Origin of the sequence: Bradyrhizobium sp. 195 (assembly GCF_023101665.1) — a bacterium.
In the GTDB taxonomy this organism is placed as follows: Bacteria; Pseudomonadota; Alphaproteobacteria; order Rhizobiales; family Xanthobacteraceae; genus Bradyrhizobium.
Genome location: NZ_CP082163.1, coordinates 62,703 through 86,323, shown reverse-complemented (window position 1 = coordinate 86,323; position 23,621 = coordinate 62,703). Strand labels below are relative to the sequence as shown.

Genomic DNA, 23,621 nt, shown 5'->3' with positions numbered 1-23,621 from the left:
CGTCCGCCGCAGTACGACCGGTATCCGGTCCTGCCCCCAGACATAGTACAAGGTCGGTTTGTCCATATTCTATCGAATTTGTTTGACCGACCGCATGACGCTCACGGCCGTCGTTAAACTGAGTCCAATGTCGAGGCACAATTTGAAGAACTCCTCCGGAGCATCCGTCTTGTCCAGACGGTATTGGCGGGTAAGGTCCCGGGCAAACTTGCCGATCGGAACGATGTCACTGGAGGTTACCCACTGCGGATTTCCGACCTTCTCCTCAAACGCGAGGATTATCTCGTCAGGAAGCTCGGCGCCGAAGAGAAAATAGCGAAGATGGCGAATAAAATGCGGATGTGTATAGATGTCAGCGCCTCTGCAGCCATTTCTCTCGAATAGGCCTTTTCGCGAAGCTTTGATCCTCCCCTGGTGGTATCGGGGGTCATTCCAGTAATTCATCCTTTGTTGTGGAATCGCGGACCTGTCGCTCAGAGATTGGAGCAAGGCGAGGATCGGCTGCGCATTGGCTTTATAAGCTGCGTGGCCCTCATCATGATTGCGATGAGATTCCTTAAGATCTATCTTCGCGAGTATCGCGGCCTCGCTCTCGGTCAGCTTGATATGATACTTCTCCATCTATCCCCTCTTCCGATCTGAACGCGCCGAGGCCGCTTCTCCTGATACTATTGCGCGCTACTTGTGGCAGGCCATGTTGCACTCATGCCATCAGAAACTCTAATCTCCGATCGCCCAGCGCCACGCTTTTCTACGCGAACCTGCACGACGATTCGCTCGATCATGGCAGCGACGTGCGTGATGACGCCAACCTTCTGACCTCTGCCCTGTAAGGTCTCCAGCGCATCTACTGCTAAGTCGAGCGTCTCCGCATCGAGCGATCCAAAGCCTTCATCGATAAACAATGTATCGACAAAGGACGATCGGCCTTCGAGACCTGACAAAGCCAGCGCCAACGCAAGGGAGACCAAGAACCGCTCACCGCCTGACAGGCTTCGGGTGCCGCGGACCTCGTCGCCCATGTCGCGATCAATGATATGCAGCGTGAGATCGGATGCGGCCCCCCGCGCGAGCCAATAGCGCGGGGTCAATGCATGGAGGTGATCATTCGCCAATTGCACCATGTGGTCGAGCGTGATGCCCTGCACAAAGCGACGGAAACGATCACCGCTGGCCGAGCCGACAGCATCGTCGACAGCCTGCCAGATTGCGAGTTCCGCTTTCGCAGTGTCGACTTCCGCAGATAGGTTCGCGGCGGCGCGGCGGGCCTCGTCGTCTCGCGCGAGCGCCGCGGCAAGTACGCCGGTCCGTTGTTGCAAGTCTCCGATTTCAGTTGCCAACGCCGCGATGACTGCGGTCAACGCCTCGGCATCAGTGGGCGCGTCGAACCCTTCCAACGCCCGGTGTAAGTCGTTCTGGCGCGTAAGCACTGCGGTGCCGGCATCGTTCACGCCTCGGTCGATCTCCTGAATTCGGAGCCGCAACGCTCTGCCGAATGATGGGTCGGTTGCGATCAGCGCGGCAACCTGATCCGACGAGCGAGCAATATTCAGGCAGGCCGCGTTGAATGCTTCTTCGGCTAGAGCGTTACGGCCGTTGGCGATCTCCAATCCAGCAGCGGCTTCGTCGCAACGAGCCCCAGCCGCCTGGAACGTTGCATCGGTGGCAGATCTCGTCTCGCGCGCACGAGCGAGCGCCTCACGAGTGATCCGGCAAGCCTCATTGATCCTAGCCCGGTGGCTCGCTGTCGCCTCGCCATCGAGGAGTTCAGCTCTGGCACGCGTCTTCTCTCCCTCGGCCATGCGACGTTGATCGAGAAGAAGTGCGGTTGCCGTCACCTGTGCCCGCGCGTGCTCAAGCGAGGCGCCCGCCGCTGCACGCTCGGGCGCCAGATGCTGGAGCGTCATTTCAAGTTGGCCAACCCGTTCGCGCAGGCGAGCGTACTCCGCCGCGACTGTTGATAGCGTAACGCCAACGCCGGCGGCATCGACATTGAGATCATCGACTGCCAGACCCGCGGCAGCAAGAAACGGCGTGATTTCGCGGCGAATTGAAATGAGGCGCTCAGCAAGGCCCGCCGTCTGGACCGTGTACTCAGTTGTCTTCAATTGCGCAGCGTGGAAATCAGAACGTCTTTGGTCGATGGACTGCGTAATCGTCTCGATCGCCTCACCGAGCGCGTGATGCTCCCGCTGCAACCTGTCGATCTCTGTCCGAAGACGCCGGGCGTCTGCGATCGGAGACGCAACGGCCAGCCGTTCTGCGATCGCAACTGAGATGAGGGCAGCCAGTTTCGACGCAGTCTGGTCATCGAGAACGGGAGGTGCACCCCCCTCGATCTGAGCCTTCGTGCAGAGATCGTTCAGCGATGACCACTGTTCGCCATAAGCGCTGTTGGCAGCCAGAACTTGTCCGCGCGCCATATCGATTCCGCGATTTGTCTCCGCCTGGCGCGCCTCTCCGGCGGAGAGCGCGCGCGTGGCCGCGTCTAAACGGTGGCCAGTTGCAGCCAGCGCCGTATCAAGCTCTTCCCCGCCGGCGGCGAAGCCTGGCAGCCATTTCGTTTAGTGCGCTGGGGTGTGCAAGGTGCGGATGATTGGTGCTGCCGCACACCGGACAGGCCAAATTTGGGGCCAGCAGGCTGCGCAGATGGATGGCCACAGATGAGACCGCCTCATCGGCGAGCTCTGCGATTGGAACAACTTCCGCACGCGCAGTCCGATCACGGAGCTGGTCCGCTTCGGCCTCAACGATTTGGCTTTTCGCCGCGCTCACCTCCTGGGTCGCTAGCGTGTGCTCGGTCAGCCGGCGCGTTAGATCTGCCGACGCCCGATTGTGCTGTTCGCAGACGGCACTTGCCTCACGCAGAGTCTCAAGCGCGCGTTGCAGACTGATGTCCCGTTCGTCCAACGCCGCCTCGTCGATGCCCGCAAGACGGCCTCTACGATCACCGATTTCACGACTTAGGCCATCCTTTCGCTCGCGATCCTCGGTGAGCCTTTCCGACAGCACGGAAATTTCACTTTGCAATCGCGCAGCTGTTTCTTCCGCTCCAATGACCGCCAACGTGGCTGCGGCGTGCTCCCGTTTGAGCGCTCCCCGCTTCGCCAACAACTCCATCGCATCGCTAAGACGATCAACGAGCAGAAGGCGATCTGATTGACCGTCTAGCCGCGCAACCGTCGTACGGTGTAACTCTGATGTCTGATTGAGAGTCAGATCAATCCTGGCCAGCGCATCGGCCTTATCGCGCAGTGTCGCTTCCGCTTGCTGCGATTTTTCCATCGCATCATTAAACTCGATCCGGGCTGTCGCCAGCTCGGTGTCGAGCCTTTCGGCTTCGCTCCAAAGGGGGCTGAAGTTCTTGAGGAAGCCTTCTGCCGCTACGTTGGCACTTACTGTGTCCGCCAGTTGCATTGTAGACGTCGCGTCCAGTGTCCGCGCTTCCTCGCGTGCAACAAGCAAACCGTCGAGACGGGTCTTGGCCTCCGCTGCCGTCCGCCGTGCGTTTTGAAAATCACCCGCTAGCGGACGAAGCGGCTCGACGAGATCGAACTCGGCAAGGGATTGATACTCATCAGGAGCTGCGTCGCGTGTCGCACGCGCTGCAATCGCCTGAGCCTCGGCCAGTGCGAGATCGCTGCGAGCTGCGGCGACGCGCTTGAAATGATCCAACCGCTCGCTGTGTTGATCGCGCGCCGCGCCTTTTTGGGCGACGGTTAAGGCAAGTTGACTTTGCTCGCCCAACAGCGCCTGCATGGCTTCGTCATCAAGAAGCCCGATGTCGTTTCGGCGCTGCTCCAGTTGCGCGACAATTCTTCGTCGTGCCTCCGTGCCATCATGAACGCGGATCGAGATCGCTGCGTAGATTTCAGTACCTGTGATCTTCTCCAGCAATTCCGCGCGCTCGCTCTCGGCGGCGAGCAGGAAGGCGTCGAACTCGCCCTGAGCGAGGAGCACCGTTCGCCGGAACTGATCAAATGTGAGGTCGGTTCTCGTCTCCACCGCTTCACGGACCTGAGTCTTGCCAGTCGCCACCGCGCTGCCGTCGTCAAGTCGATACAGCGAGCGCTGCTCATTCTGAAGCCGTCCATTTGCTCGGCCCCGCGCCCGATTGGCCTCCCAACGGACGCGGTAGCGTTCGCCATCCTGCCCGACGAAGTCTACCTCGGCATATCCGCTACCGGCGCCTCGGCGCAGGATCGCCCGGCCATCATGAATTGAAATCGCCTCCCCGCTGGGATCGGGCGCATTCTCCCGTCGACCGACGGAGACGCGCGGATATTCGCCATAGAGTGCGAGACAGAGCGCGTCCAGGATGGTCGATTTCCCGGCGCCGGTCTCGCCAGTGATGGCAAAGAGGCCGGAACCTGCGAGAGGCTCTGCGGCAAGATCAATCTCGAAGGGAGCACCAAGACTTGCCAGATTCTCGCCGCGGATAGCCAAGATCCGCATGGCTATGCCTCCCCCTGTGCGCGGTGGAAGACATCCAGATGCGCGGCATGGGGGGCCACGCCGAAGGTGCATTCAAATGCGAGCTTGAACAGATCCGCCGGATCTCTTTCCGCAAGCCGGATCATAGGATCGGCGAGGGTTACGTCATTTAACGCCCCGGGTATTGCCGCGACACGGGTATCGACGATGCGCACCGGAAAACTCTCCGCAATGCGGTCGACCTCCTCTCTGAACCCAGGCGATAACCCTTCGCGGGCAAGCCTCACCTGGACGAATGGCCGTTCATGAACCGGCAGCTCCGATGAGAGGTTCATTGCTGTCAGATGATCGCCAAGTTCGCTCAAACGCATATCTCCCGCCTCAGGAAGGCGGACGAAGGGAACTGGCCGGTCAATCGGGATATGTTCGGATAGAACCGTTGTTCCGTCGAGGGTCACAAGAGTGACCCCATGCGCGTAAGGCATCTCCGTCGCCGACAAAGGGATCAGTGAACCAGAATAGCGGACGGTATCACGACCGATAGCCTGAGCCTTATGCAAGTGGCCAAGCGCCACGTAGCTTGCGTCCGCCGGGAACACGTCGTGCGGCACGGCATGCTGGCCGCCGACTAGAATTCTTCGCTCCGCGCCTTCCGACTCGATGCCGCCCGCGACGTGGAGGTGTCCCGTTAGAACGAACGGTAGACCATCTATCGGTCCCCGTAACGTATCGACCAATTCGGCATAGAGGCTCCGCACGCCGGCTATGACGGGCGAGCCTGCTGCATCATCCAGCCGCGTCAAGTTCGGAAGGCAGGCTGCAGTTGGGTAGGAGACTGCAAGCACATGAGCAGCCACCGAACCACTTGTGTCAGCGATAGGAACGAGATGACGTGCAGCCTCGACCCGCCCTTCACGCCGCAGCACATTGCCCACGACGCGGATGTTGAATGCCTCCAACAGAGGCCGCGGCGCTTCCAACCGACCAGCTGCATCATGGTTGCCGGCAGCGATCACCATAGCCATGCGCGGATGCGCGCGGCTCAGCCGCACGAGCGTATTATAGAAGAGCTGCTGCGCTTCCCCGGAGGGATTTTGGCTGTCAAACACGTCGCCGGCGATGACGAGAGCATCGACATCCCGCTCTACGACGATCTCTTCGAGCCGCTCAAACACTTTGCGGTGCTCATGCTCCCGAGAGAACCCGCGTAAAGTTTGACCGATATGCCAATCAGCCGTGTGCAGAATACGGATCATTCTTCCTCCGGCAGTCGTGCCGGAGCAGCACCCGACCATGCTTTCGAAACTGCATCCCAATCGACGCTCCGCGTCCAATCGTTCCAGAAATCTGGATCTGCCGACTGTGGCTGCCGCGCATCAGGTAATTCGTCCACCTCCACGCGATAAAAGTGCTTCTTATCCATTCGTCCCCCCAAACCGCGATCACGGCTCTTTTCTTCGTCAATCGCGCCATGCGGAACGGAGCAATTCTATCGTCCCGCTACGCCTCATCGATTGCTGCTCCCGGCGACCACGGCCCGCTCGGCGGCCAAATTCGTTCTTCCTCCAAGCCGACGACCAGCGGCATCAAGAAGAGGCGAAGATCGGCAACGGCAATGGCGAAAGCAGCTGGTGCTGCTGCCATACGGTCGCGGCCTAGGAAGGCGCGCCACTGAGCGGCCCATGCTTCTGCAAATTCATCGGTCAGACCAACCGGCACAACGGATGGGAGGACCGTTCCGCGTCTTTCGAAGGTCCGCTGAATTGCCTCGACAAGGGCAGCCCGGCGAAGCTCGAATGTTCGGGAGATCACCCAAAGATCATAGAAATCCTTGAGACGGCTATTGGCCACGCCGAGCGTTACAAGCGCTTCGAATTTCTCGGCCACCACCGTTTCGACCGGATATGCGCGAAGGTGCGGCGTTGGGGCGTCCAGCAGGGTGGGATAGTCGATCTCGACCGCCGCGGGTGTAATGGCATCGCCGAAACCAATGTCGACCTGGATCGGAATACGCGCGCCGGCGATGGTTGCCGTTGTGCGAACCCGCACGCCACCATATTCCACCTCCTCACGGATCGGGGCCGCCATCAGCGCGGCGATATCGAACGTCACCCCGTCATCGGCGACGGGTTGCGCACAAATGGCCCGGAAGGTTTCGGCAATGGCCTCGGCGTCGCTGTCGCCATTGCCAAGCAGGTCCAGATCGCGCGTAGGCCGAAACGGATCGGCGACCCAGGTCACGAAGAGCATCGCACCTTTGAGGATGAAGCGGTCGCGGTGTGGTGACACGCTCAGCCGATAGAGCAGGCGCTCAAGCGCATAGCGCGTCAGCAGAATCTGGAAATCCGATCGTTCGGCACGTGCCCGATCGAGGAGTCGCGCTCGCACTGATGCGCCGATGTTGCGCGGCTCACGCGCCATCGGACACCATTGCTTCGACGTAAGGGCGCATGACCGACCAGACCCGCGCCTTGCGCGCGTAACGCCAGAGCTGATCCGGCTTGCATCGGCGACGGCGGAGACCCTCGCGCAGCCCCTCCATCGCGACGTCGAGGCCAATCTTGGTCCGGTAGCGAAAACAATCGACAATTGTCTTCGCCGGATTCGTGATGGGAACGTCAACATTCTCGATGCGGTGACGCTCAACTCCTTCGGTCAGTGCCGATCCAGTGAAGCGCACGAATCGAATAGCGGGATATTCGATCTTGGGCCGCCAGGCGACACGGTCGATCGCCATCCATACAGCCGATGGCATCTGCAGCGTCAGTTCGTGGTATTGGAGGGCTGAGGTCAGGCAAACTACGCCCTTTGGAACTAGAACCGCCGCCTCAGCCAGTGTATGAGCAGCCTCGACATGGGCGTCCGGGAGTTGATAGAGGCCACGTGCCGGGCGGACGACTACCTCCTCCCGGACAAGACGGGCCAATGTCTCCGGGCCAATGCCTTCGGCGACGAAGTCCTTCAGCCGGAGCATTCCCCGGGTCTTCAGGAGATCGATCGCACGAAGCCGCTGGACGCTGGCAGATGGCATGGACGGTGACGTTTCCTCTGACCAAGAAATATATAGCAGAGGTTTTATCACAAGTCGTTGGCTTGGAAATCCCCAAGTTTCGCCCATTACTATCCTTCTCGAAGCTCGACCTCGTATTTTCTCAGTGCACGTGAGACAAGAAAGCGCGGCGAAACTCTCGTGGCCGGTAGTGGCTATCCTGTCAGCGTGATCCGACCGTCCCTCAGCCGATGCCGACTGGCTTGGGCCAAATTGACCGTATTCCGCACAAAATCGAGCCGCGCGATCCCAGCGTGGTAGGCTCGGAACGCCTCGCTCAAGGCGTCATCCGTCACCTCAGGCGAGACTTGATCATCCTTGGCTGTCGTGAGCGGCACATCATCGAGCGATAGGCCGCGCCCGCAGAGAAACGTCGTCACGATGACCTCGAAGGTCATTGGCGGACGGTGATCCATATGCGCCTCGTCCCGCGCGATGCGTTCGCCTGTAACGGCACAGGAAACCAGACCGTCAGAACCGCTATGGGTAGCGAAGAAATTATCGCGGGCCTTGTAGAGATCGAAGCGCACCGTACGTCGAAAGGCTTGGGCGACCTCCTGCTTACGGCTTGGTGGTCGCTGGGAGATGCAGTGCGGATAGGAGAAATCCGTGCCGCTGCCATCCCTGCGGATGATCCGGAAGCATTGCGTCCCATGCTCGGTCATCATGACTTGGAAATGGCTAACGCCACAGCCCACCTTGGCGAGATATTCAGTGTGGCGTTCGAGAAGGGCCGCAACGTCGAGGCCATCCTCGTCACTCACCCGCTCACCGGGCCGGTAGCGGTTAAGCATGGCCTTGAAGAAAGCCGTGGCGTCGCCCTGCTTTTCGAAGCTGCGCGTCGCCAGCTCCACGGGTTTTGAACGCCCTCCCATCAAGCCACCCCTGCCGGTACTACCGCAAACTCGAACTGCGCCTCGCAACCATCATGCGCGCATACTGGCTTTTTGAGAGTAAAAGGCCTCTGGAACTTTCTCCGGCTGCACTTCTTGCAGGCGAACTGGCTGCGGAAAGCCTTGAACTCCTCCCAGCGCGCCTTCTCGTCGCCTATCGAGCCGTCGCCATAAAGCCCGTCCTGGAAGTGACTGCCAAAATTCTCGATCTCGCCCTTCACCAAGCTGTCGAGGAAGCGGTTGTTGACCCCCGGCACCAGCGCAGGCGCGAGCTTGGCATCCTTGAGCAGACCGGCAAGCGCAGAGGCCAACTCGCTGCGTTCGTAAGAATAGGCCCTCTCCAGCGGCCGGATCCGCACACTGACCCCGAAATCCCGACAGACGCCGAGAAGCCATTCTTCCTCGGCTTGGCGCATCTCGTTGGCCGCCGACTGGCCCGCAGCCCAACGCGCCTCGATCATCTCGTCGCTTACCTTGTGGTCGGCGAAACGCGGCCCGTAGGCCGGATCGAGGCCAATGATCCGGGTGAAGTGCCACGCCTTTGCCTCGAGCTGGTCCTTCAAATAGTTGAAGAACCGCTCGTCGTGGGTGGCAATCAGGATTTGGCTGCCACCAAACATGGTGGCGATGAGCCCTGCAATGGTGCGCCGATGATCGGCATCGTAGGAGGTAACGATGTCATCCAGCGCGATGATGGGGGCGCCGACGTTAAACTGTTGGATCGCTGCCATCCGCAACGCCAGCGCCACCGAATGGATCTGTGAGTCGCTCAAATAGCCGCCCGGTTGCACGCCAGTGCGATTCTTGGCGAAATCGATCAAGAGGTTGAGCCGCTGCTGGTTCGTGTCGTCTTCCGCCGGCAGCTCCAACCGGATTGGCGCGGCGCCAGCGCCCTGGATCAGCTCGTAGATGTCGTTCATCGGCGTCTGAAGCTTGTCGAGCAGGGCCTGCACCTTCTTGCGGATCTCGGCCGAGATTATCGTCGCCTGCGCCGTTAAGGCGTCGGAGAGTTTCCCCAGCTGAGCTCGCATCCGCAGGGCGAGGTCCCGCTCGCTCTGTAGCTCCAGCAACCGATCGATCTTCGTCTTGGCCTTGATATAGGTGTGGTCGCCTTGCTTCGACTCGATGTCGACGATGGCCTGATCGAGCGCAGCGAGCAGCTTGGCGATCGACGCAACGATATCGGCCGAGGCCGGCACGCCAGCCTGAGGCCAGCCGGCTATGCCGGCTTGATACGCGATGAGATCGGCTTTCAGTTCCGCTTCATCGTCGCCGACGAGGCCAATAAGCCCCGGCAACGCCGCCACCAATTGGGTATGAGCTTTGGTCGCCGCAGTCTTGGTCGCGTCGAGCACCTTCTTGGCGGCGGCATAATCGGCCAGCTCTTCCAGATGCTTGGCGATATGCCCCCGGATCGCCTCGGCGCTGCCCGCCGCCGTCTCAGTTACGGGCGTTTCACAGACCGGGCATACAGCAGGGGCCGGTGCACCTTCGGCGAAAAGCGGCTCCGCGGCTTTCCACAAAGCCTGAAACATGGTGCTCGCTGCCTTGCCGCGCTCTTCCGCTTCCTCCGCGACCGCGGCCGACAGCGCTCCCACGGCCGCATCAAAGGTCGGAATCGCGCCGCTGGCGACGTTCTCGCCGCTCTCCGCGTCCGTTACCTCCGTCCACAAGGCGGCCGCCGCATTGCGGATCTGACGCAGGCCTGCAAGTCCGATCTTGTTCTCTTCGGCCTTAGCGCGCGCTTCCAGCTCAAGATAGGCCGGATCGCCAGCCGTCAGCGCCGCCAGCACTAGCGCCGCGTCGAGTGGAGCCAAGACCGACATGTTGGCGTAAGCACGTATCGCCGCCGAATCCCAGGCTTTCACCACCTGGGCCGTCTCCCTAGTAAGCTGGGTGTCTACACGCTGCAGTGCCGTCCCGTCCTCCGAGGCCGCCTTCACCTGCGTGCGCAGCGCGCGAATATTCTTCTGCACCTCGACCAGCGGGCCGAGCTGCAGCCAATTGGCGACATCCGCGTAGCGCTGTTCGGGCGTATGAATTTCGACGAAGGTGCGCAGCGTGTGCCCGCGGATGATTGGTGGCACCGCAAAGCAGGCGTTCACAGTCGTGGCCACTGCCGGCATCGGCCGCTTCGCCCCTATCGCCGATCGGCTGCCGTTGGTGGCATCCTTGCCCGAGACGAAGCCAATCGTGACCGCCGGAGCGATCTTCGCCTCCTCCGCCAGATTGTGCGCCAGTGCGACGGGGCCGGCCTGGTTGTTGATTGTGCGCTGCCCGAGCCGTTCGAGTGTGCCATCCTTGGAGAACATGAATTCCAGCGCATCGATAACACTGGACTTGCCGCTTCCGTTCGGCGCGAAGATCGCCAGACAGCGCTTCTTGCTGAAATCGAACGTCTTCGGTTGGAGATACGCGCGGAACCCGGAAAGTCCCAAGGACTGAAGGAAGTAAGGGTCAGCCATTGGCCACCTCCGGCTTCGGAGGATTGGCACGTTCGCCTGCGAGTTTCAGGACGGCGTCCTTGGCCTGAGCGACGGCGTTCTGCGCGGGCACCGCTTTCAGGATGTGCGTCTTTAGGATATCCGCCAGGCCGGCATCGACACCTTCTCTCTGCTTCAGGCTTTCTCCCAATGTCGTAAGAAATGCCTCCGGCGACTCTGCCGTCTCTGCTTCACCTTCCACGCGCTTATCCCCCCAGTTGCTTGCTCCTGACAATACAACGAGACTACCGATAGGAGAATGGCACTTCCTTTGAAATTACCGCCTTAAGGGGAACGGCGCCAGAACCCAGCCTGCCGCCGCCAACATTCAACCCGGACAAGCTCCCAAAGCTGCCAAAACGCTCCCGCTGATCAAAGCGCGCGCCGCCCCAATCATACAATCAGCAGCGTTCCGTATTCTGCCGGGATGGACGCTCTCGAAGTTGAGGACCAAAATAGCGCTTTCATCCGAGGTTGTATTTGCGCTCGCCTGGCAGTCTGTTACTGCCGGGCTTTCGCATTGCGCGAACCGATCGAGGGCAACATTGCCACCAAAAGAGCCACCTAGTTCCGACGACTCGCCAAACACCAATAACCCACCAACCGATGTGACCTCGGCCAGCGTGCCTTGGTCACCAGTGCCACAAGATGTTCTCGCCTATGTGGAATGGATGGATGGGCGGCACGGCGCCGCCAAAGAAACGCTGCCGCCGATAGATGAGGTGCCCATTCCCACGGTTCTGTTCGAGCTTCCTTATCTTCACGAGAACCGGCCGCGCGGATCAAAGGCAATGATTGATGTAAACGGTGCACGTCACCGGCTTGCAGACTGTCGTCCCGGCGCTTGGCTGGTGAGCCCCTACACAGGATGGCGGTGGGCGAAATGGCCGACCGGAGAAATCGGGTGGATTCCGAACGGAGTAGATCTACCAGAGACGCTCCGGGTTAGTTCCTGCAATGCAACTCCGTAAGATCGTGGGCCCAAAACCCGGAGGCGCGGATCGCGTTGATCATTGGTTCAATCGAAATGCTCTGTGGGGAACTAACGGAGGGGTTGACCTGCCTTGGCGCGTCCGTGTTGATGCAACTATTACGATAATGCTTTCAGGTTCGCTTGGGGGGCAGCCGAATTGACGCCCGATGAATTCGTCAAGAAATGGAACGCCGTCGAACTGAAAGAGCGCGCAGCGGCTCAATCCCATTTCATCGACCTGTGCCGAATGCTGGACGAGCCGGCGCCGACGGACGTTGATTCGAAGGGCGAGTGGTACGCCTTTGAGCGCGGTGCGACCAAGACAACCGGCGATGATGGCTGGGCCGACGTCTGGAAGCGCGACCATTTCGGCTGGGAGTACAAGGGCAAGCGGAAGGACCTCAAAGCGGCTTTCGCCCAACTGCAACAATACGCCCTCGCGCTCGAAAATCCGCCCCTGCTGGTCGTCTGCGATATGGACCGCTTTGAAATCCACACGAACTGGACCAACAGCGTCTCTATCGTCCACGAGTTCTCGCTTGACGACTTGCGCGATCCCGATGTTCGGCAGAAGTTGAAATGGGTCTTTTCCGACCCGGAACGGCTCAAGCCGGGCAAGACACGACAGACGTTGACCGAAGAAGCGGCTGCGGAGTTTGCCGCACTCGCTCAAAGACTCCGAGATCGCGGCCACGATCCGACAGTCGTCGCGCACTTCGTGAACCGATTGGTGTTCTGCATGTTCGCAGAGGACGCCGAACTGCTGCCTAATAAGATGTTCTTGCGGATGTTGCAGGCTGCCAAGAGCGAGCCCTCCAAATTTCGCCGGCACGCCTCCACGCTGTTTACTGCAATGAAGGACGGAGGGTTGGTCGGATTTGAGCAGATCGAATGGTTCAATGGCGGTCTGTTTGATGATGGCGAAAGCCTCGACCTAGAAGCCGACGACATTACGATTTGCCTGCGTGCGGCCGAACTCGATTGGAGTGAGGTTGATCCTTCGATTTTCGGGACACTGTTTGTGCGAGGCTTAGACCCAAATAAGCGTTCCGAAACTGGGTCGGAGTACACAGATCGCGAAAAGATAATGATGATCATCGAGCCGGTGATCACAAAGCCGCTTTTGAACGAATGGGAACATGTCCGATCAGGAATTAGCAACTATCTCGATCCGGCACAGCGCAAGGTTGAAAGCGCGATTGAGAATGCCTCCTCATTTCCAGAACTGGGGGAGGAGATTCGCGCGGTTAGATCGCATCTTTCCGCACGGCCGCAACTCGAACTTTTTGAAGCCCTCCCGAAGCAACGGAGGGTTCGGAACCTCGATGCTGTTCGAGCAAGCTTGCGGGCGGCGGATAAGGCGCTGATCGATGCTCAGGTTCAAGCGGAAGGCGAGTTAAAGGCTTTTCAGGCAAAGCTGCGATCGTTGCGCGTGCTGGACCCGGCATGCGGGTCGGGCAACTTTCTCTACCTCGCCCTCGTTGAACTGAAAAACATCGAGCGCCGCGTTGCGGTGGAGGCGGAGTTGTTAGGCTTTCCCCGCAGTTTTCCCTCGATCGGCCCGGAAGCCCTGCTGGGTATAGAGATCAATCCATACGCCGCCGAACTCGCCCGAGTTTCTGTGTGGATCGGCGAAATTCAGTGGATGCGTCGCAGCGGCTTCAATGTCGGCCGCCAACCTATCTTGCGGCCGCTCACCAACATCGAATGCCGCAATGCGATCATCACCGACGACGGACGGCACGCGCCCTGGCCCGATGCAGACGTTATCATTGGCAACCCCCTCCATACCTAGGCGCCAAACTCATGAAGCGTCGCTTGGGGGTAACGCAAACAGAGGCAATCCGCGCGCTGTACGAGGGACGGCTGCCGGGCTTTACCGACCTTGTTTGCTATTGGTTTGAGCGCGCCCGCGAGCTTATCGAGAGAGGCGTGGTCCAGCGCGCAGGCCTAGTTGCTACCAATTCGATCAGAAAAAATACCAATCTGCCGGTAGTGAAACGCATTGCTGCGACTACCCGGATTTATGAGGCATGGAACGAGGAGCAATGGACCGTCGATGGCGCGGCGGTCGACGTTTCGCTGATCTGCTTTGGTAACGCCGACGACCTTGAGGTCCGATTGAATGGCGCTCAAGTTAATTCGATTAACCCGGACCTGACCTCGGGTCTAAATCTCACGTTGGCAAGGCCGCTCCATGAAAACAAGAATGGAGCCTATCTCGGCATTCAAAAGAGCGGCCCCTTTGATGTGCCGGGGGAGATCGCACGCGCTTGGATGCGAGAGCCGACTAACCCAAATGGGCGGACCAACGCCGAGGTGCTAAAGCCATACTGGAACGGCGATGATGTAACTGGCCGTCCTCGCGATTTTTGGTTCATCGATTTTCCTTTGGGTCTCTCAAGGGCGGACGTTTCTCTCTTCACTAGGCCATTTCGCCACGTCGAAACCACGCCGGACGAAGACGGAAAGACGATCCAGCAATTGAGAAAAGAATTGGGAGACAGAGCCGGACCACGTTGGTGGGAGCCACATTGGCCGCGTCCGGGCATGCGCAAGAAGATTGCGGCGCTGCCGCGATACATAGTCACCCCAGAAACGGCTCAGTATCGGCTCTTTGTGTGGCTCTCGTATCCTGTTTTGCCCGATAAGAACCTCATCGTTGTACCCAGAGCCGACGACTTGATTTTTGGCTTGCTCCACAGTCGATTTCACGAGGCGTGGGCGCTGCGCAAAGGCTCCGATTTGGAGGATCGGCCGAGGTATACGCATACGAGCACGTTTGCCACATTTCCTTTTCCGGCCGGAATGACGCCTAATCTTCCGGTCGCCGAGGCAAGAGCACACCCCGCCGCCGAGGCAATCGAGACCGCTGCGCGAAGGCTGAATGAACTCCGGAGTGCCTGGCTGTACCCTGAAAATCGGATCGATCGTATTCCCGAGGTCGTACCTGGCTTCCCAGATAGGTTGTTGCCCAACAATCCGGACGCCGGCCGCGAATTGTCCACGCGCACGCTGACCTCGCTCTATAATGAGAAGCCGACTTGGCTCCTTGAAGCACATCGAACGCTCGATGCGGCGGTGGCGGCCGCCTACGTGTGGCCGACCGACATTTCAGATGAAGAAGCGCTCGAACGGCTGTTTGCGCTCAACCAGGAGAGGGCCGGCGCCGGTGCAGTGGGTGCTGCCGAGACGCCGGACGAACCTGTGGGCTAGACGGCGCGCGCATTCGCCTTTGGAGCATCGATGCGGCGGAACCGCTAACACGCACCGGATCAGTCACTCCCTGCACACCGTGGACATTTGCCGTCTGCGGCTTTGCTGAATTGATGCTTGAATTCCTCCCTGAGAGCTTCGCCGTCCCAATTGCCTGCCATCGCTCTTGACGATCCTTTGGCGCGTTCAAAAGCATGGCTCTCGGCGGCGTCATCGCCGATGCGGAGATCACATCCGAATGGAAAGGGCAAACCGCAGTGGCGCGGGTTGTCTCTAGCGCGTAGCGCACAGCGGCACTTAGATTGTCGCGGTGACTGTTGGCGGGCACGATAGTCCTCCCGCGCAATAGGGCCGCCCGACAAGATGCGCCTCGGTCGCGTGCGCGGGCGTAACCCTCGCTGTGTCGCGGCAGACAGGAACGGCTCCGACCACGAGGAACGGAGGGGGCATTGAGGCCGGGGCCGTACATTCCCATTCCGCCATGCCGTAATCGGTGCTAACCGGCATGGCGGCTATGGGGCTCCGGCCGTTTGCTTCCGTCAAGGGAACCAAGCACACCAGCAGCAGACACAATTGTAAGATTTGGCTGTAAGATTTGGCATGACGCCGGTGAGTGCGGCGGCCGCTATTCCGATTGCGCCTGCCATTTCGGCGGTCCCCATGGAGCGGACGAACCAGAGCGGCGAACCGCTCGCCCACGTGACGCCCATGGTCGTCAGGTACGGGCTCGCTTATCTGGTCCGCTCATCGCCTCGTGTTTCGTCGCGGCCGTCTCTGTCGACGCCCCGCTCCGCGCTACGGCGCCGGTGATCGGCAAGCTCCGAAAGCTCGTTCTTCAGCGCATGTCGGCGGGTTTCGACCGCAGGCATGTCGTTGACGAATTGCCGAACTTGGCGAGCCAACTCGCGATCTGCTGGCGCTTCAGAGCGCTGTAGTTCGGCGGCATAATCGAGTAATCGACGCCGGATCACGTCCTGACGGGACTTGATCTGTTCGTCCCAAGGATGTTTGGCAGTCCTGCCGCCCCTCACCTCCGCAAGCACTTCCTGACGAGCGAGCCGATCGACATCAGCCGTGATCTTTCGCTTGCGCAAAGCGAGCACCGCTCCGCGATCGGCTTTTCGAACGCGTCCGCGGGTCCGCCGCGGCGTTGCCTCCGCCGAGATCCCGCGAAGCCGAAGTTCGCCAGCAAACCGCTCACGCCAGGCTTGCAGATCCGCCTTGCGAGGGTTGAGGCGCTTGCCGTCATGGCCCAGGGATCGAACGGTCAAGTGCACGTGGGGATGTTTGTTGTCGAGATGCTGGACGAAGACGTAGTCGTGATTATAGCCGAACGTCTCAATAGCAAATGCCCGGGCTGAATCCTTAACGGCGACCGCAGCGGTGCCGGCCGGCATCGACAGAATAATGTTGATCGAAAGCGATCCGTCACGGCGGCGCTTGTCGTCGAGGCCGGCATCATCCTCCCAGCGTTGCTGTAGGTCCTTCAAGCCCGAACGACCCGCCAGTGTCGCGCCCTGCTCTGTTTCCGCATCGAGTTCGCCGTTTCGCGTGATGTAGGCAAGATGCGACTTGAGATGCGCCACGTCCTTGGTGCGGCCGGTGATCTTGACCATCACCTCCGGTGCGCGGCGCACAATGCGCTCGAGCTTTGCCCGCATCGCCGGCGTAAGGCGGCCGGGAACCTTCAGATCTGGGATATCCCACTCGGCCCGCCGTGGGCGCCGATTGGGCGTTTCCCAGACGTACGAGATCGGCGGAAGCCCGGCCAGATCGGTCGACCGCTGCGACCGCCGGCTCATGACTGTCCATTCCAATAGTCGGCATTGCCGTGCAGCGCGCTACGCAATTGCGCGAGCTCTCTTTCGATGACCAATTTGGCCTCTTGAATTGCGGACAGATCGGGCTCGACCGCCCTGCCCTGCAGCACACTTGTGTTTGCCGCCCGCGCGATCTGGTTGATGTTGCCGCCGATCCGGTTGAGCTCGCGAACGATCGCACGGAGCGCCTCATGCTCTTTCGGGGAATGCTGCACGGGCGCCGCCAATCGTGAGCGCACCAGCGCAACAATCCAGCCTGTGCGGGTCATGCCGCGCTGATGCGAGACTTCCGCGAGTTGCCGCATCTCGCTCTCGCGAAATCGCACCGTCACCTTTTCCGGTCGTCCGACAGGCAACGTCAAGATGCGCGGCGCTGGTGCAGCTAGTGCATCAGCAATGAGACGCCGCAGCAGCGCGGACTTGCCGCCCTGGGTAGTTGCAAGAACTGAGAACTCCGCCGCGACTTCGTCGGAGACGCGAAGTGAGATCAGAGCCATGCAATCCAATCCCAATCGCGATGTAATACATCGCTGGCGCGAAGCCTATCCTGCACTAGAAAAAGCGAATCTATCCACCCTCTCGGTGTTGGTTCAAACCAACACGCTCGGCATTCAAAGCTCGCGAGTTGCTCCAGGTGAGATCCAACCCAGCCGACGATCGATACGAAGAATACCTCTGACGCAGCCGTCGCCCTTAGTCGCTGTACTCTACGAATGCGGCCCATGCAGATCGGCAACGTTGGCACCGAGCATGTGGACCGCGGCTTTCCAGCAGCCTCCGGCCTCTCTACAGCGCTGTGGGGGGCGCGTTCGGCCTCCGGCTGCTGCGCTGATGCGCCATCCTTCGGATGGGAAATCCGCTCCGCCGGCGCACCAACTGCAGCAGTGTTTCTGAGGAGGCAGTCTAAGACCAGCTTCATGCAAAAAGGACCTCTTCGATTATGATGGTCGATGCTGGAACTTCTTCCGCTTCGTCTGCGCCATCCATCAGCAGCACGGCATGACGTGAGCCCTGAGAGGCTGGTCGATCGACCAGAAGACAGCCCGGGCGATCCTGGTGACGTACTCTAATCGTCGGTGATGGACTCATTCTCTCGTTTCGGTGGACCGAAGAGTTTGAGCGTTTTTCCGCGCTCGGTGTTGCTGGGTCCGTCTCTGTCGATCGCAATGCCATCCGCGGTGCAATCGGACTTCGTTCTGGTTGAGCTCCAAGGGCACCTTCGCCATCAGCACAAGAACCGCGGCCTTCAGTCCGAATTTTGCGAGCCAGCTGACGTGCGTGTGCATCGGTAAAGCTCTCCTGCGCTGCGCATAAGGTCTCGATGGCGTTGGGCTGTTCGCGCCACGCTTGGAAGAGTTCATACACAGCACGGATTGACGAGCCAGCAAGCTTCGACCGGAGGAACTCCGGCATACTCTGGACCGACGCGTAGCGAGATACCCAGTCCCTGGGCTTGCCGAGCTTGCGCGAGATGTCGGCCTGGCTATCGCCTAGCTCCAGACGGTTCGCGATGAATGCCGCAATTTCGGGGGCATTGAGGTCGTCACGCTGGATATTCTCGATCATCTGAGCATATCGATCCGCAGGACCGATCGCACGAATGAATGCTGGAATCTCACGGAGCCCGGCGCGCTTAGCGGCACGATACCGCCTCGCACCCATGACGATCACGTACCGGCCTTCCTCGGTCGCCTGTCGCAGCACGATCGGTTGCAGCACGCCATGCTGAAGGACCGATTCCGCAAGCTCCTCGAGCTTCTGTTCGTCGAAGCTGCGACGGGGCTGGTCCGGATCTTCGTCAATACTGTTGATGGAGACGCAAGTCGGTTGCCCGATTGCAGCACCATCTTCCGCGGCGTCGATGAGCTGCTTAAAGCTGAGATCAAGCGCCATGTGCCGGCTCCTCCATCTGCGCGACGATCTTGGCGAGAACATCGCGGATTTCGCGACCAGCTTCCTGCGCAGAGCGGCGCTTCAACTTCCAGACCGGCAGGCGTTCCGCGACGGCCTCAGCGTAGCCGTCCCGTGCAACGATCTGGCCCGGGAACACATATTTGCCAGCCTCTCGCAGGAGTTGCTCAAGATGCGTCCTTTGACGCGGCGATTTCGTGTTGAAGTTCGAGGGCAGCAACCCGAGGAACCTCGTATCCTGGCGGCCATAACGCCTCTGCGCGCCGATTACGGTCTGCATCAGACCTTTGACGCCCTTGATCGAATAGTCTTCCAGATAGATGGGAGCCAGGACGTGCGACGCCGCAACCAAACAGCCGACACTGCGAAGTCCAAGCGATGGCGGGGTATCGATCACGCAGGCGTCGAACTGATCCGACGCGACAGCGATGTTCTCTTGCAGGGTCGTTATGGCGGTCGCATTGCTGCGATCGAGATCCGTCAGCGAGCTATCGGCCGGCGCGAGCGTTAGGCCTTCGCCTTCCCTGGGCACTATCCGCGCCCCCGGCTTGAACAAATCCGCGGCTAACGTTGAGCCGGCGTAGTGCCTCAACGTGTCCGACGCATTGCTTTGCGCATCAACGTCGATCACGAGAACGCGGAGATTCGCTTCCGCCATGAACCAAGCCAAATGGACAGCAAGAGTCGTCTTGCCGACCCCGCCCTTTTGATTGTTGATGACAATGGTCTTCATCTCAAAATCCGGAATGGGTCTAGCGGCGTTGGGCTCATATTCTCGTCCATCATGTCGTGGGGATGTTGGTTTGAACCAACAGACGATTGCGAATCCGATCACCGGAACGATCCCGAAATTCTTCCGGCGAATCCCCTGCCAGAAGAGTCAGGTCAGCCCATAGCCATCGAGGGAACAAATTCCGGGAAGCAAGACTGGAAATCGTGCTCGTTGCAGGACCACTGCTGTCGACACGGTCGCGCGAGGATCGTCACGCGAATGCGCGGAGACCGCTTGCGGGCTCCGGGAGCGTCGCCGTGGCGGCGCGAGTAGAGCCGTCCCCGGAGGGGCTCGCCCAAGCGTCCCCTGCTGCAAGAGTGGCCTGCCGGACACGAATGCTTCTATGCGACGGCTATCTGCATCGATGAGAATACATTCTACCTATCGCGAGCGAGATTCGTGCCGCCGGCTCAAGCTCGTCCACGGCCGGCTGTTGCGATAGAGAAGGCCGCAGTCGCAAGCTAGGCATTGCGCCGCGCGCGTCGTAAGAGCGAAGTCGCCGTTGAGGAAAGATTTAGTCCAGCAAAGTTGAGGCAATTTCCGACGCGATTGACCTATCGATAGAATGAATCGATCTGCCCGGTCGATTCATAAACCTCATTGGACGGCGTTTTGCCATGGAAGCAGATGCCGAGCGCAATATGCGTTCTATGCGTTGTCCACGCAGCCGACCTTGTTCGGAGAAATATCGCTGATCCGCATTTGGGGCCGGATCGGCACGGTGGTGCAGACCTTCGATGGCAGTGCGGACGCGATCGAAGCGTTCAGACGGCTGGAGCGCGCCAAGCGAAGGCGCGTTTACGTTGCAGTTGACGAAAAGCTATCGCAGTCAGGCAATTTCTCGGGGATTACGGCTCTACCTGTGATCCCGGCTCTATCTGTTCCACGACCTTGATGTCAGACGAGCAAAACCGAAGCAAGCCGGAGCTCGTCCCATGACCACTGCCAATGAGCTCGCCGAAAAGATTGCAGCCGAGAACGACCTGACAGAGGCTCAGGCGAAAACCATCGTCGATGGCGCGTTCAAGGCGATCGCTGATGCGGCCGTAAGCGGAGCCGAGACGAGCCTTCCTGGGTTTGGCAAGTTCAAGGTCAAGGATAGCCCCGCGCGTGAGGGCCGCAATCCGTCGACCGGCGCAACGATTGCGATCGCAGCTTCCAGGAAGCTGACTTTTACGCCTGCCAAAGCTATTAAGGATGTCCTCAACGGAGCAGCGGACCCTAGCGACGCTGGATCATAAGGCGCAAGACGAGGGGGCTTATGCCCCCTCCTCAGCTGCAAGCGCTTCGTCGCGTTGGCGGATGAGTTCGGCGAGTTCAAGCTCGAGCGCCTTACGCTCCGCCGGCGTAAACAGGCATTCGCGGAGCTCGGCGCGCAATTCTTCGATAGTGTCGATGGTCATGATCGCATCTCCGGTCGAAGGAAGCAGGCCCCGCCGTGCGGCGGAGCCCACTGGCTGAGCTTCAGTCCCGGTTCGGCCGGGACCAGATCAGCTGGAGGCCTTCCGCACCTTCGACCTCGGTCAGGGTGGCGTAGATCGGAGCGGGGAAGCTCGGATCGTCCAGCTTGACGGAGAGGTAGTCGCGCTCGGTGTCCTTGGCGGTCTTCTGCCAGGCCGCACCCAAGTCGACGTTGCCCGAGTAGATGCGGAAGTGCGGTCCCTTGTCGGATGGGTTCTCGACGCGGATCAGCTTGGCCTTGACGTTGAGGTTGAGCGTCTTGATTGCGCCGGAGAAGCCATTGCCCGTGGAGGTGAAGGTGCCGATGGTAGCCATTGTCTCATGCCCTTGTTTTCTCGGGCCGCGCCTATCGCGACCTCGATGGCGGTCGTGAGACCGGAGGCGATCGACCTGCACCCAAAGGGCCGAAATGAAATGGAGGGCGGCCGGCAGCGACTTTCTTGGACCGCGAGGAATGGTGCGCAGCGCCAGGGGAAGAAAGTCGAGGACGGTCGTTGCAGGGACAAGATCGAGAGCCCGCGAAGCGGGATCGGCCTTCGGTCAGACCAGCCTTTATCGAGGACGCAGATGGGTGCGCCCGTCGCAAAAACACATGGGATGAAGACAGGCGGCCCTATCGGCCATTCGGATCTCAAGGCAACAGGCGTAGCAGCGAAACGTCGTTCACCTTAAGCAGACCACCTAAACGCCGCGTCATCACACGCAATGGAAACCGTCGCGATCAGCAACTTAGGCGCACTGTCGAACTCGCCATCGCAAGATCGATAACGAGGCTGGCGACGTACTCGCCATGTGGATGCAACCCCGCCCTCCGCATCCATGCGACTGACCGCCGTGCGGGGCGTGAAACAGATGCTAGCGTCGCTGGACATGCCGGCCACCGAGTCCGGGCGATTCCGCCGGTACGCGCGATGGCACGAAGCTGGACGTTCGGATTGCAACAGCGTTGGACAGGGTTGTGAGCACAATCGGCCTCTGCAGCAATCCGGCTGCCGGGCTCGATTTCGGCTCGAACGTTATTTGGCCGGCGGCCGCAGCGGGCTTTCCGCCCACTTCCCGGCGGCGGGATCGCGCAGCGGATCGTCCTAGCAGACCAGGCAAACGTGGCGCGGCCGGCCGGGTGCGACATCGTCGGGCACGGCCGTCATCGGCTTCCCGCACCTTGGGCACAGCTTCCGGCTCAGGTAGAGTGGGTCATGGTTTTTCCCTGCCGGGACCAGCTTAGTTCCCGGTGCGCCGCGAGCACAAGTCAATCGCCGAAACTTGTCCGCATGCACCAGACCGCTTGACGCGGAGCGCGTCTCACAGTGAAATCCGGTTTTCAGTGATGTTGCGGGGGGTGGCGTCGTGGAAGAATTTTACAAGAGCTTCGCCCAGCGGGCGCGCGATCTGGCCGAGAGCGCGGACCCGTTCACCAAGCGGCGGCTACTCGACCTGGCCCAACGATACGACCTGAAGAGCAGACCAGGATCCGGAGGCGGTCGGACTCTCCCGCCCCCGCGCGCGACGCCACCGACGGCGCTGTTTTCGGGGTCCGGCGAAGCTTAAGACCTCGTCCGAGCGCGGCCCGGTCGTCAGTTTTCGGCGTCTTCTTCATCGGCCGGGACGAATGTTCACGACTTTCCTGGCCGGTCCAGGCCATCTCGGCCGCCGCTTTTCGCATCTTTGCTACGAGATTGCTGGGCCGCCCGACAGCATCGATGCGTGGTCAACGACTGCAAACCGGCGGCACCAAGCTGGTGCAATGCTTGCCCGCCAACCGGCTCTCGAAAATCGAGTTGTCATTGAGACGTAGCTCACACGGCTCCGCGGCCGGGTCCTCTATGGTCTCATCTCGCGTTCTTCGGAGGAGACAGATGATAGCCACCTTGGCGAGGGCGCTCTCGCGCGTCAGACGTCCGGCAACCGACGTTGAGGACCTGAAGACCATCGCGATCTTCTGCGGTGCCGGTCTGCTGTTCACCCTTGTGGCGGCTATGGCCGTCGGCCTTGCTCTTGGCCCGGAGCCGTTCTGAAGAAATAAAGCCGGGACCCTTGCTGCAGCCAACTCGCGCGCTCGACGCAGAACTGAACCGCAGGCGCATACACGGCGCGAGGAGTCATCGCCTGCGCCGCGCGATCTCGTCAGCGACCATGTCTTGCGCCCGCCCTAGCCGGTCATGCAGGGTCTCGAACATATCGAGGATGTCATCATTGGGTTCATTCTTGCCCTGTTCGATGGCTTCGGCGACGAGTTCATCGAGGGGCGCGTCCTTCAATTGGCCCTTCTCCAGAAGCTCTTCAAACAGGCCGTCGCTGGTCGGCTGCGGTTGGATGCAACCGTCAGAGTTGCACCAGACCGTGAATGTCTGTTGTCCCAGAACGGCGTTCTCGACCATCTCCGCATCCAACGGGACCAGCGTCCCCCAAGCCTCGCCCTCCTGGTCGGCGAACCCTGCCACGTAAGTCCGTTGCTCGACGGCGTCTTCATCGCGAAGCTGGAAAAACGGCGTGAGCATGATTGGAGGGCATTTTGCCATGACGATCTCTCCGAACGGCTTTGCGCCGACACAGTGCAGCAGCCGGGCCAGCGCCGGCACTTTCGATCACACGAAAAAGGCAAGGTCTGG

The 23,621-nt window shown here is 60.3% G+C and carries 21 protein-coding genes and 1 pseudogene; 6 read left to right on the top strand and 16 right to left on the bottom strand.

The window, feature by feature from the left end; genetic code table 11:
- Window positions 1-69: 69 nt before the first annotated feature.
- The 9 genes and pseudogenes from IVB26_RS42155 to IVB26_RS42110 form a co-directional block, all read right to left on the bottom strand.
- Complete coding sequence (locus IVB26_RS42155) at window positions 70-621, bottom strand: hypothetical protein (protein ID WP_247974086.1); 552 nt, start codon at window positions 619-621, stop codon at window positions 70-72.
- A gap of 47 nt (window positions 622-668) precedes the next feature.
- Window positions 669-4,455, bottom strand: a pseudogene (locus IVB26_RS43650) (AAA family ATPase).
- Between the two features lie 2 nt (window positions 4,456-4,457).
- Window positions 4,458-5,690 carry an exonuclease SbcCD subunit D gene (locus IVB26_RS42140; RefSeq protein WP_247974083.1) on the bottom strand — a complete coding sequence of 411 codons (1,233 nt, stop codon included), beginning with the start codon at window positions 5,688-5,690 and terminating at the stop codon, window positions 4,458-4,460.
- Complete coding sequence (locus IVB26_RS42135; RefSeq protein WP_247974082.1) at window positions 5,687-5,857, bottom strand: hypothetical protein; 171 nt, start codon at window positions 5,855-5,857, stop codon at window positions 5,687-5,689. The genes IVB26_RS42140 and IVB26_RS42135 overlap by 4 nt, the downstream gene beginning before the upstream one ends.
- 77 nt (window positions 5,858-5,934) lie before the next feature.
- Entirely contained in the window at window positions 5,935-6,855 is a 921-nt protein-coding gene (locus IVB26_RS42130; protein WP_247974081.1) for a nucleotidyl transferase AbiEii/AbiGii toxin family protein, read from the bottom strand.
- Window positions 6,845-7,465: a type IV toxin-antitoxin system AbiEi family antitoxin domain-containing protein gene (locus IVB26_RS42125; RefSeq protein WP_247974080.1), complete on the bottom strand. Its 621-nt coding sequence runs from the start codon at window positions 7,463-7,465 to the stop codon at window positions 6,845-6,847. The genes IVB26_RS42130 and IVB26_RS42125 overlap by 11 nt, the downstream gene beginning before the upstream one ends.
- A gap of 173 nt (window positions 7,466-7,638) precedes the next feature.
- Window positions 7,639-8,358 carry a DCL family protein gene (locus IVB26_RS42120; RefSeq protein ID WP_247974079.1) on the bottom strand — a complete coding sequence of 240 codons (720 nt, stop codon included), beginning with the start codon at window positions 8,356-8,358 and terminating at the stop codon, window positions 7,639-7,641.
- A complete protein-coding gene (locus IVB26_RS42115; protein WP_247974078.1) occupies window positions 8,358-10,841 on the bottom strand; it encodes an AAA family ATPase in 2,484 nt (827 codons plus the stop codon). The genes IVB26_RS42120 and IVB26_RS42115 overlap by 1 nt, the downstream gene beginning before the upstream one ends.
- Complete coding sequence (locus IVB26_RS42110) at window positions 10,834-11,061, bottom strand: hypothetical protein (RefSeq protein WP_247974077.1); 228 nt, start codon at window positions 11,059-11,061, stop codon at window positions 10,834-10,836. The genes IVB26_RS42115 and IVB26_RS42110 overlap by 8 nt, the downstream gene beginning before the upstream one ends.
- Window positions 11,062-11,989: 928 nt before the next feature.
- Here IVB26_RS42110 and IVB26_RS42105 point away from each other — a divergent pair.
- Both IVB26_RS42105 and IVB26_RS42100 read left to right on the top strand, forming a co-directional pair.
- Complete coding sequence (locus tag IVB26_RS42105; protein WP_247974076.1) at window positions 11,990-13,627, top strand: DNA methyltransferase; 1,638 nt, start codon at window positions 11,990-11,992, stop codon at window positions 13,625-13,627.
- Between the two features lie 11 nt (window positions 13,628-13,638).
- The gene (locus IVB26_RS42100; protein WP_247974075.1) at window positions 13,639-15,048 is read left to right on the top strand and encodes a type IIL restriction-modification enzyme MmeI; all 1,410 of its coding nucleotides are present in this window, start codon (window positions 13,639-13,641) and stop codon (window positions 15,046-15,048) included.
- A 731-nt stretch (window positions 15,049-15,779) separates the two neighbouring features.
- Here IVB26_RS42100 and IVB26_RS42095 read toward each other — a convergent pair.
- From IVB26_RS42095 to IVB26_RS42080, 4 genes are all read right to left on the bottom strand, one after another.
- Window positions 15,780-16,850, bottom strand: a complete 1,071-nt coding sequence (locus tag IVB26_RS42095; RefSeq protein WP_247974074.1) for a relaxase/mobilization nuclease domain-containing protein — start codon at window positions 16,848-16,850, stop codon at window positions 15,780-15,782.
- Window positions 16,847-17,365, bottom strand: coding sequence for a plasmid mobilization protein (locus IVB26_RS42090; RefSeq protein WP_247974073.1), 519 nt, complete (start codon window positions 17,363-17,365; stop codon window positions 16,847-16,849). Before IVB26_RS42090 ends, IVB26_RS42095 begins: the two co-directional genes overlap by 4 nt.
- Before the next feature lie 418 nt (window positions 17,366-17,783).
- On the bottom strand, window positions 17,784-18,761 hold the full coding sequence (locus IVB26_RS42085; protein ID WP_247974072.1) for a ParB/RepB/Spo0J family partition protein: 978 nt from the start codon (window positions 18,759-18,761) through the stop codon (window positions 17,784-17,786).
- Window positions 18,751-19,512: a ParA family protein gene (locus IVB26_RS42080; protein WP_247974071.1), complete on the bottom strand. Its 762-nt coding sequence runs from the start codon at window positions 19,510-19,512 to the stop codon at window positions 18,751-18,753. Before IVB26_RS42080 ends, IVB26_RS42085 begins: the two co-directional genes overlap by 11 nt.
- A gap of 604 nt (window positions 19,513-20,116) precedes the next feature.
- Between IVB26_RS42080 and IVB26_RS42075 the strand changes: the two genes are divergently transcribed.
- Window positions 20,117-20,446 carry a WGR domain-containing protein gene (locus IVB26_RS42075; protein WP_247974070.1) on the top strand — a complete coding sequence of 110 codons (330 nt, stop codon included), beginning with the start codon at window positions 20,117-20,119 and terminating at the stop codon, window positions 20,444-20,446.
- 40 nt (window positions 20,447-20,486) lie between these two features.
- Window positions 20,487-20,792, top strand: a complete 306-nt coding sequence (locus IVB26_RS42070) for an HU family DNA-binding protein (protein ID WP_247974069.1) — start codon at window positions 20,487-20,489, stop codon at window positions 20,790-20,792.
- A gap of 18 nt (window positions 20,793-20,810) precedes the next feature.
- Here the strand turns inward: IVB26_RS42070 and IVB26_RS42065 are convergent, their stop codons facing one another.
- Window positions 20,811-20,954 carry a hypothetical protein gene (locus IVB26_RS42065; RefSeq protein ID WP_247974068.1) on the bottom strand — a complete coding sequence of 48 codons (144 nt, stop codon included), beginning with the start codon at window positions 20,952-20,954 and terminating at the stop codon, window positions 20,811-20,813.
- A 61-nt stretch (window positions 20,955-21,015) separates the two neighbouring features.
- Window positions 21,016-21,327, bottom strand: a complete 312-nt coding sequence (locus IVB26_RS42060) for a DUF736 domain-containing protein (protein WP_247974067.1) — start codon at window positions 21,325-21,327, stop codon at window positions 21,016-21,018.
- A gap of 1,032 nt (window positions 21,328-22,359) precedes the next feature.
- Here IVB26_RS42060 and IVB26_RS42055 point away from each other — a divergent pair.
- The gene (locus IVB26_RS42055; RefSeq protein WP_247974066.1) at window positions 22,360-22,560 is read left to right on the top strand and encodes a hypothetical protein; all 201 of its coding nucleotides are present in this window, start codon (window positions 22,360-22,362) and stop codon (window positions 22,558-22,560) included.
- Between the two features lie 308 nt (window positions 22,561-22,868).
- Window positions 22,869-23,027 carry a hypothetical protein gene (locus IVB26_RS42050; RefSeq protein WP_247974065.1) on the top strand — a complete coding sequence of 53 codons (159 nt, stop codon included), beginning with the start codon at window positions 22,869-22,871 and terminating at the stop codon, window positions 23,025-23,027.
- Window positions 23,028-23,111: 84 nt separating this feature from the next.
- Here the strand turns inward: IVB26_RS42050 and IVB26_RS42045 are convergent, their stop codons facing one another.
- Window positions 23,112-23,591, bottom strand: a complete 480-nt coding sequence (locus IVB26_RS42045) for a hypothetical protein (RefSeq protein WP_247974064.1) — start codon at window positions 23,589-23,591, stop codon at window positions 23,112-23,114.
- Window positions 23,592-23,621 lie beyond the last annotated feature (30 nt).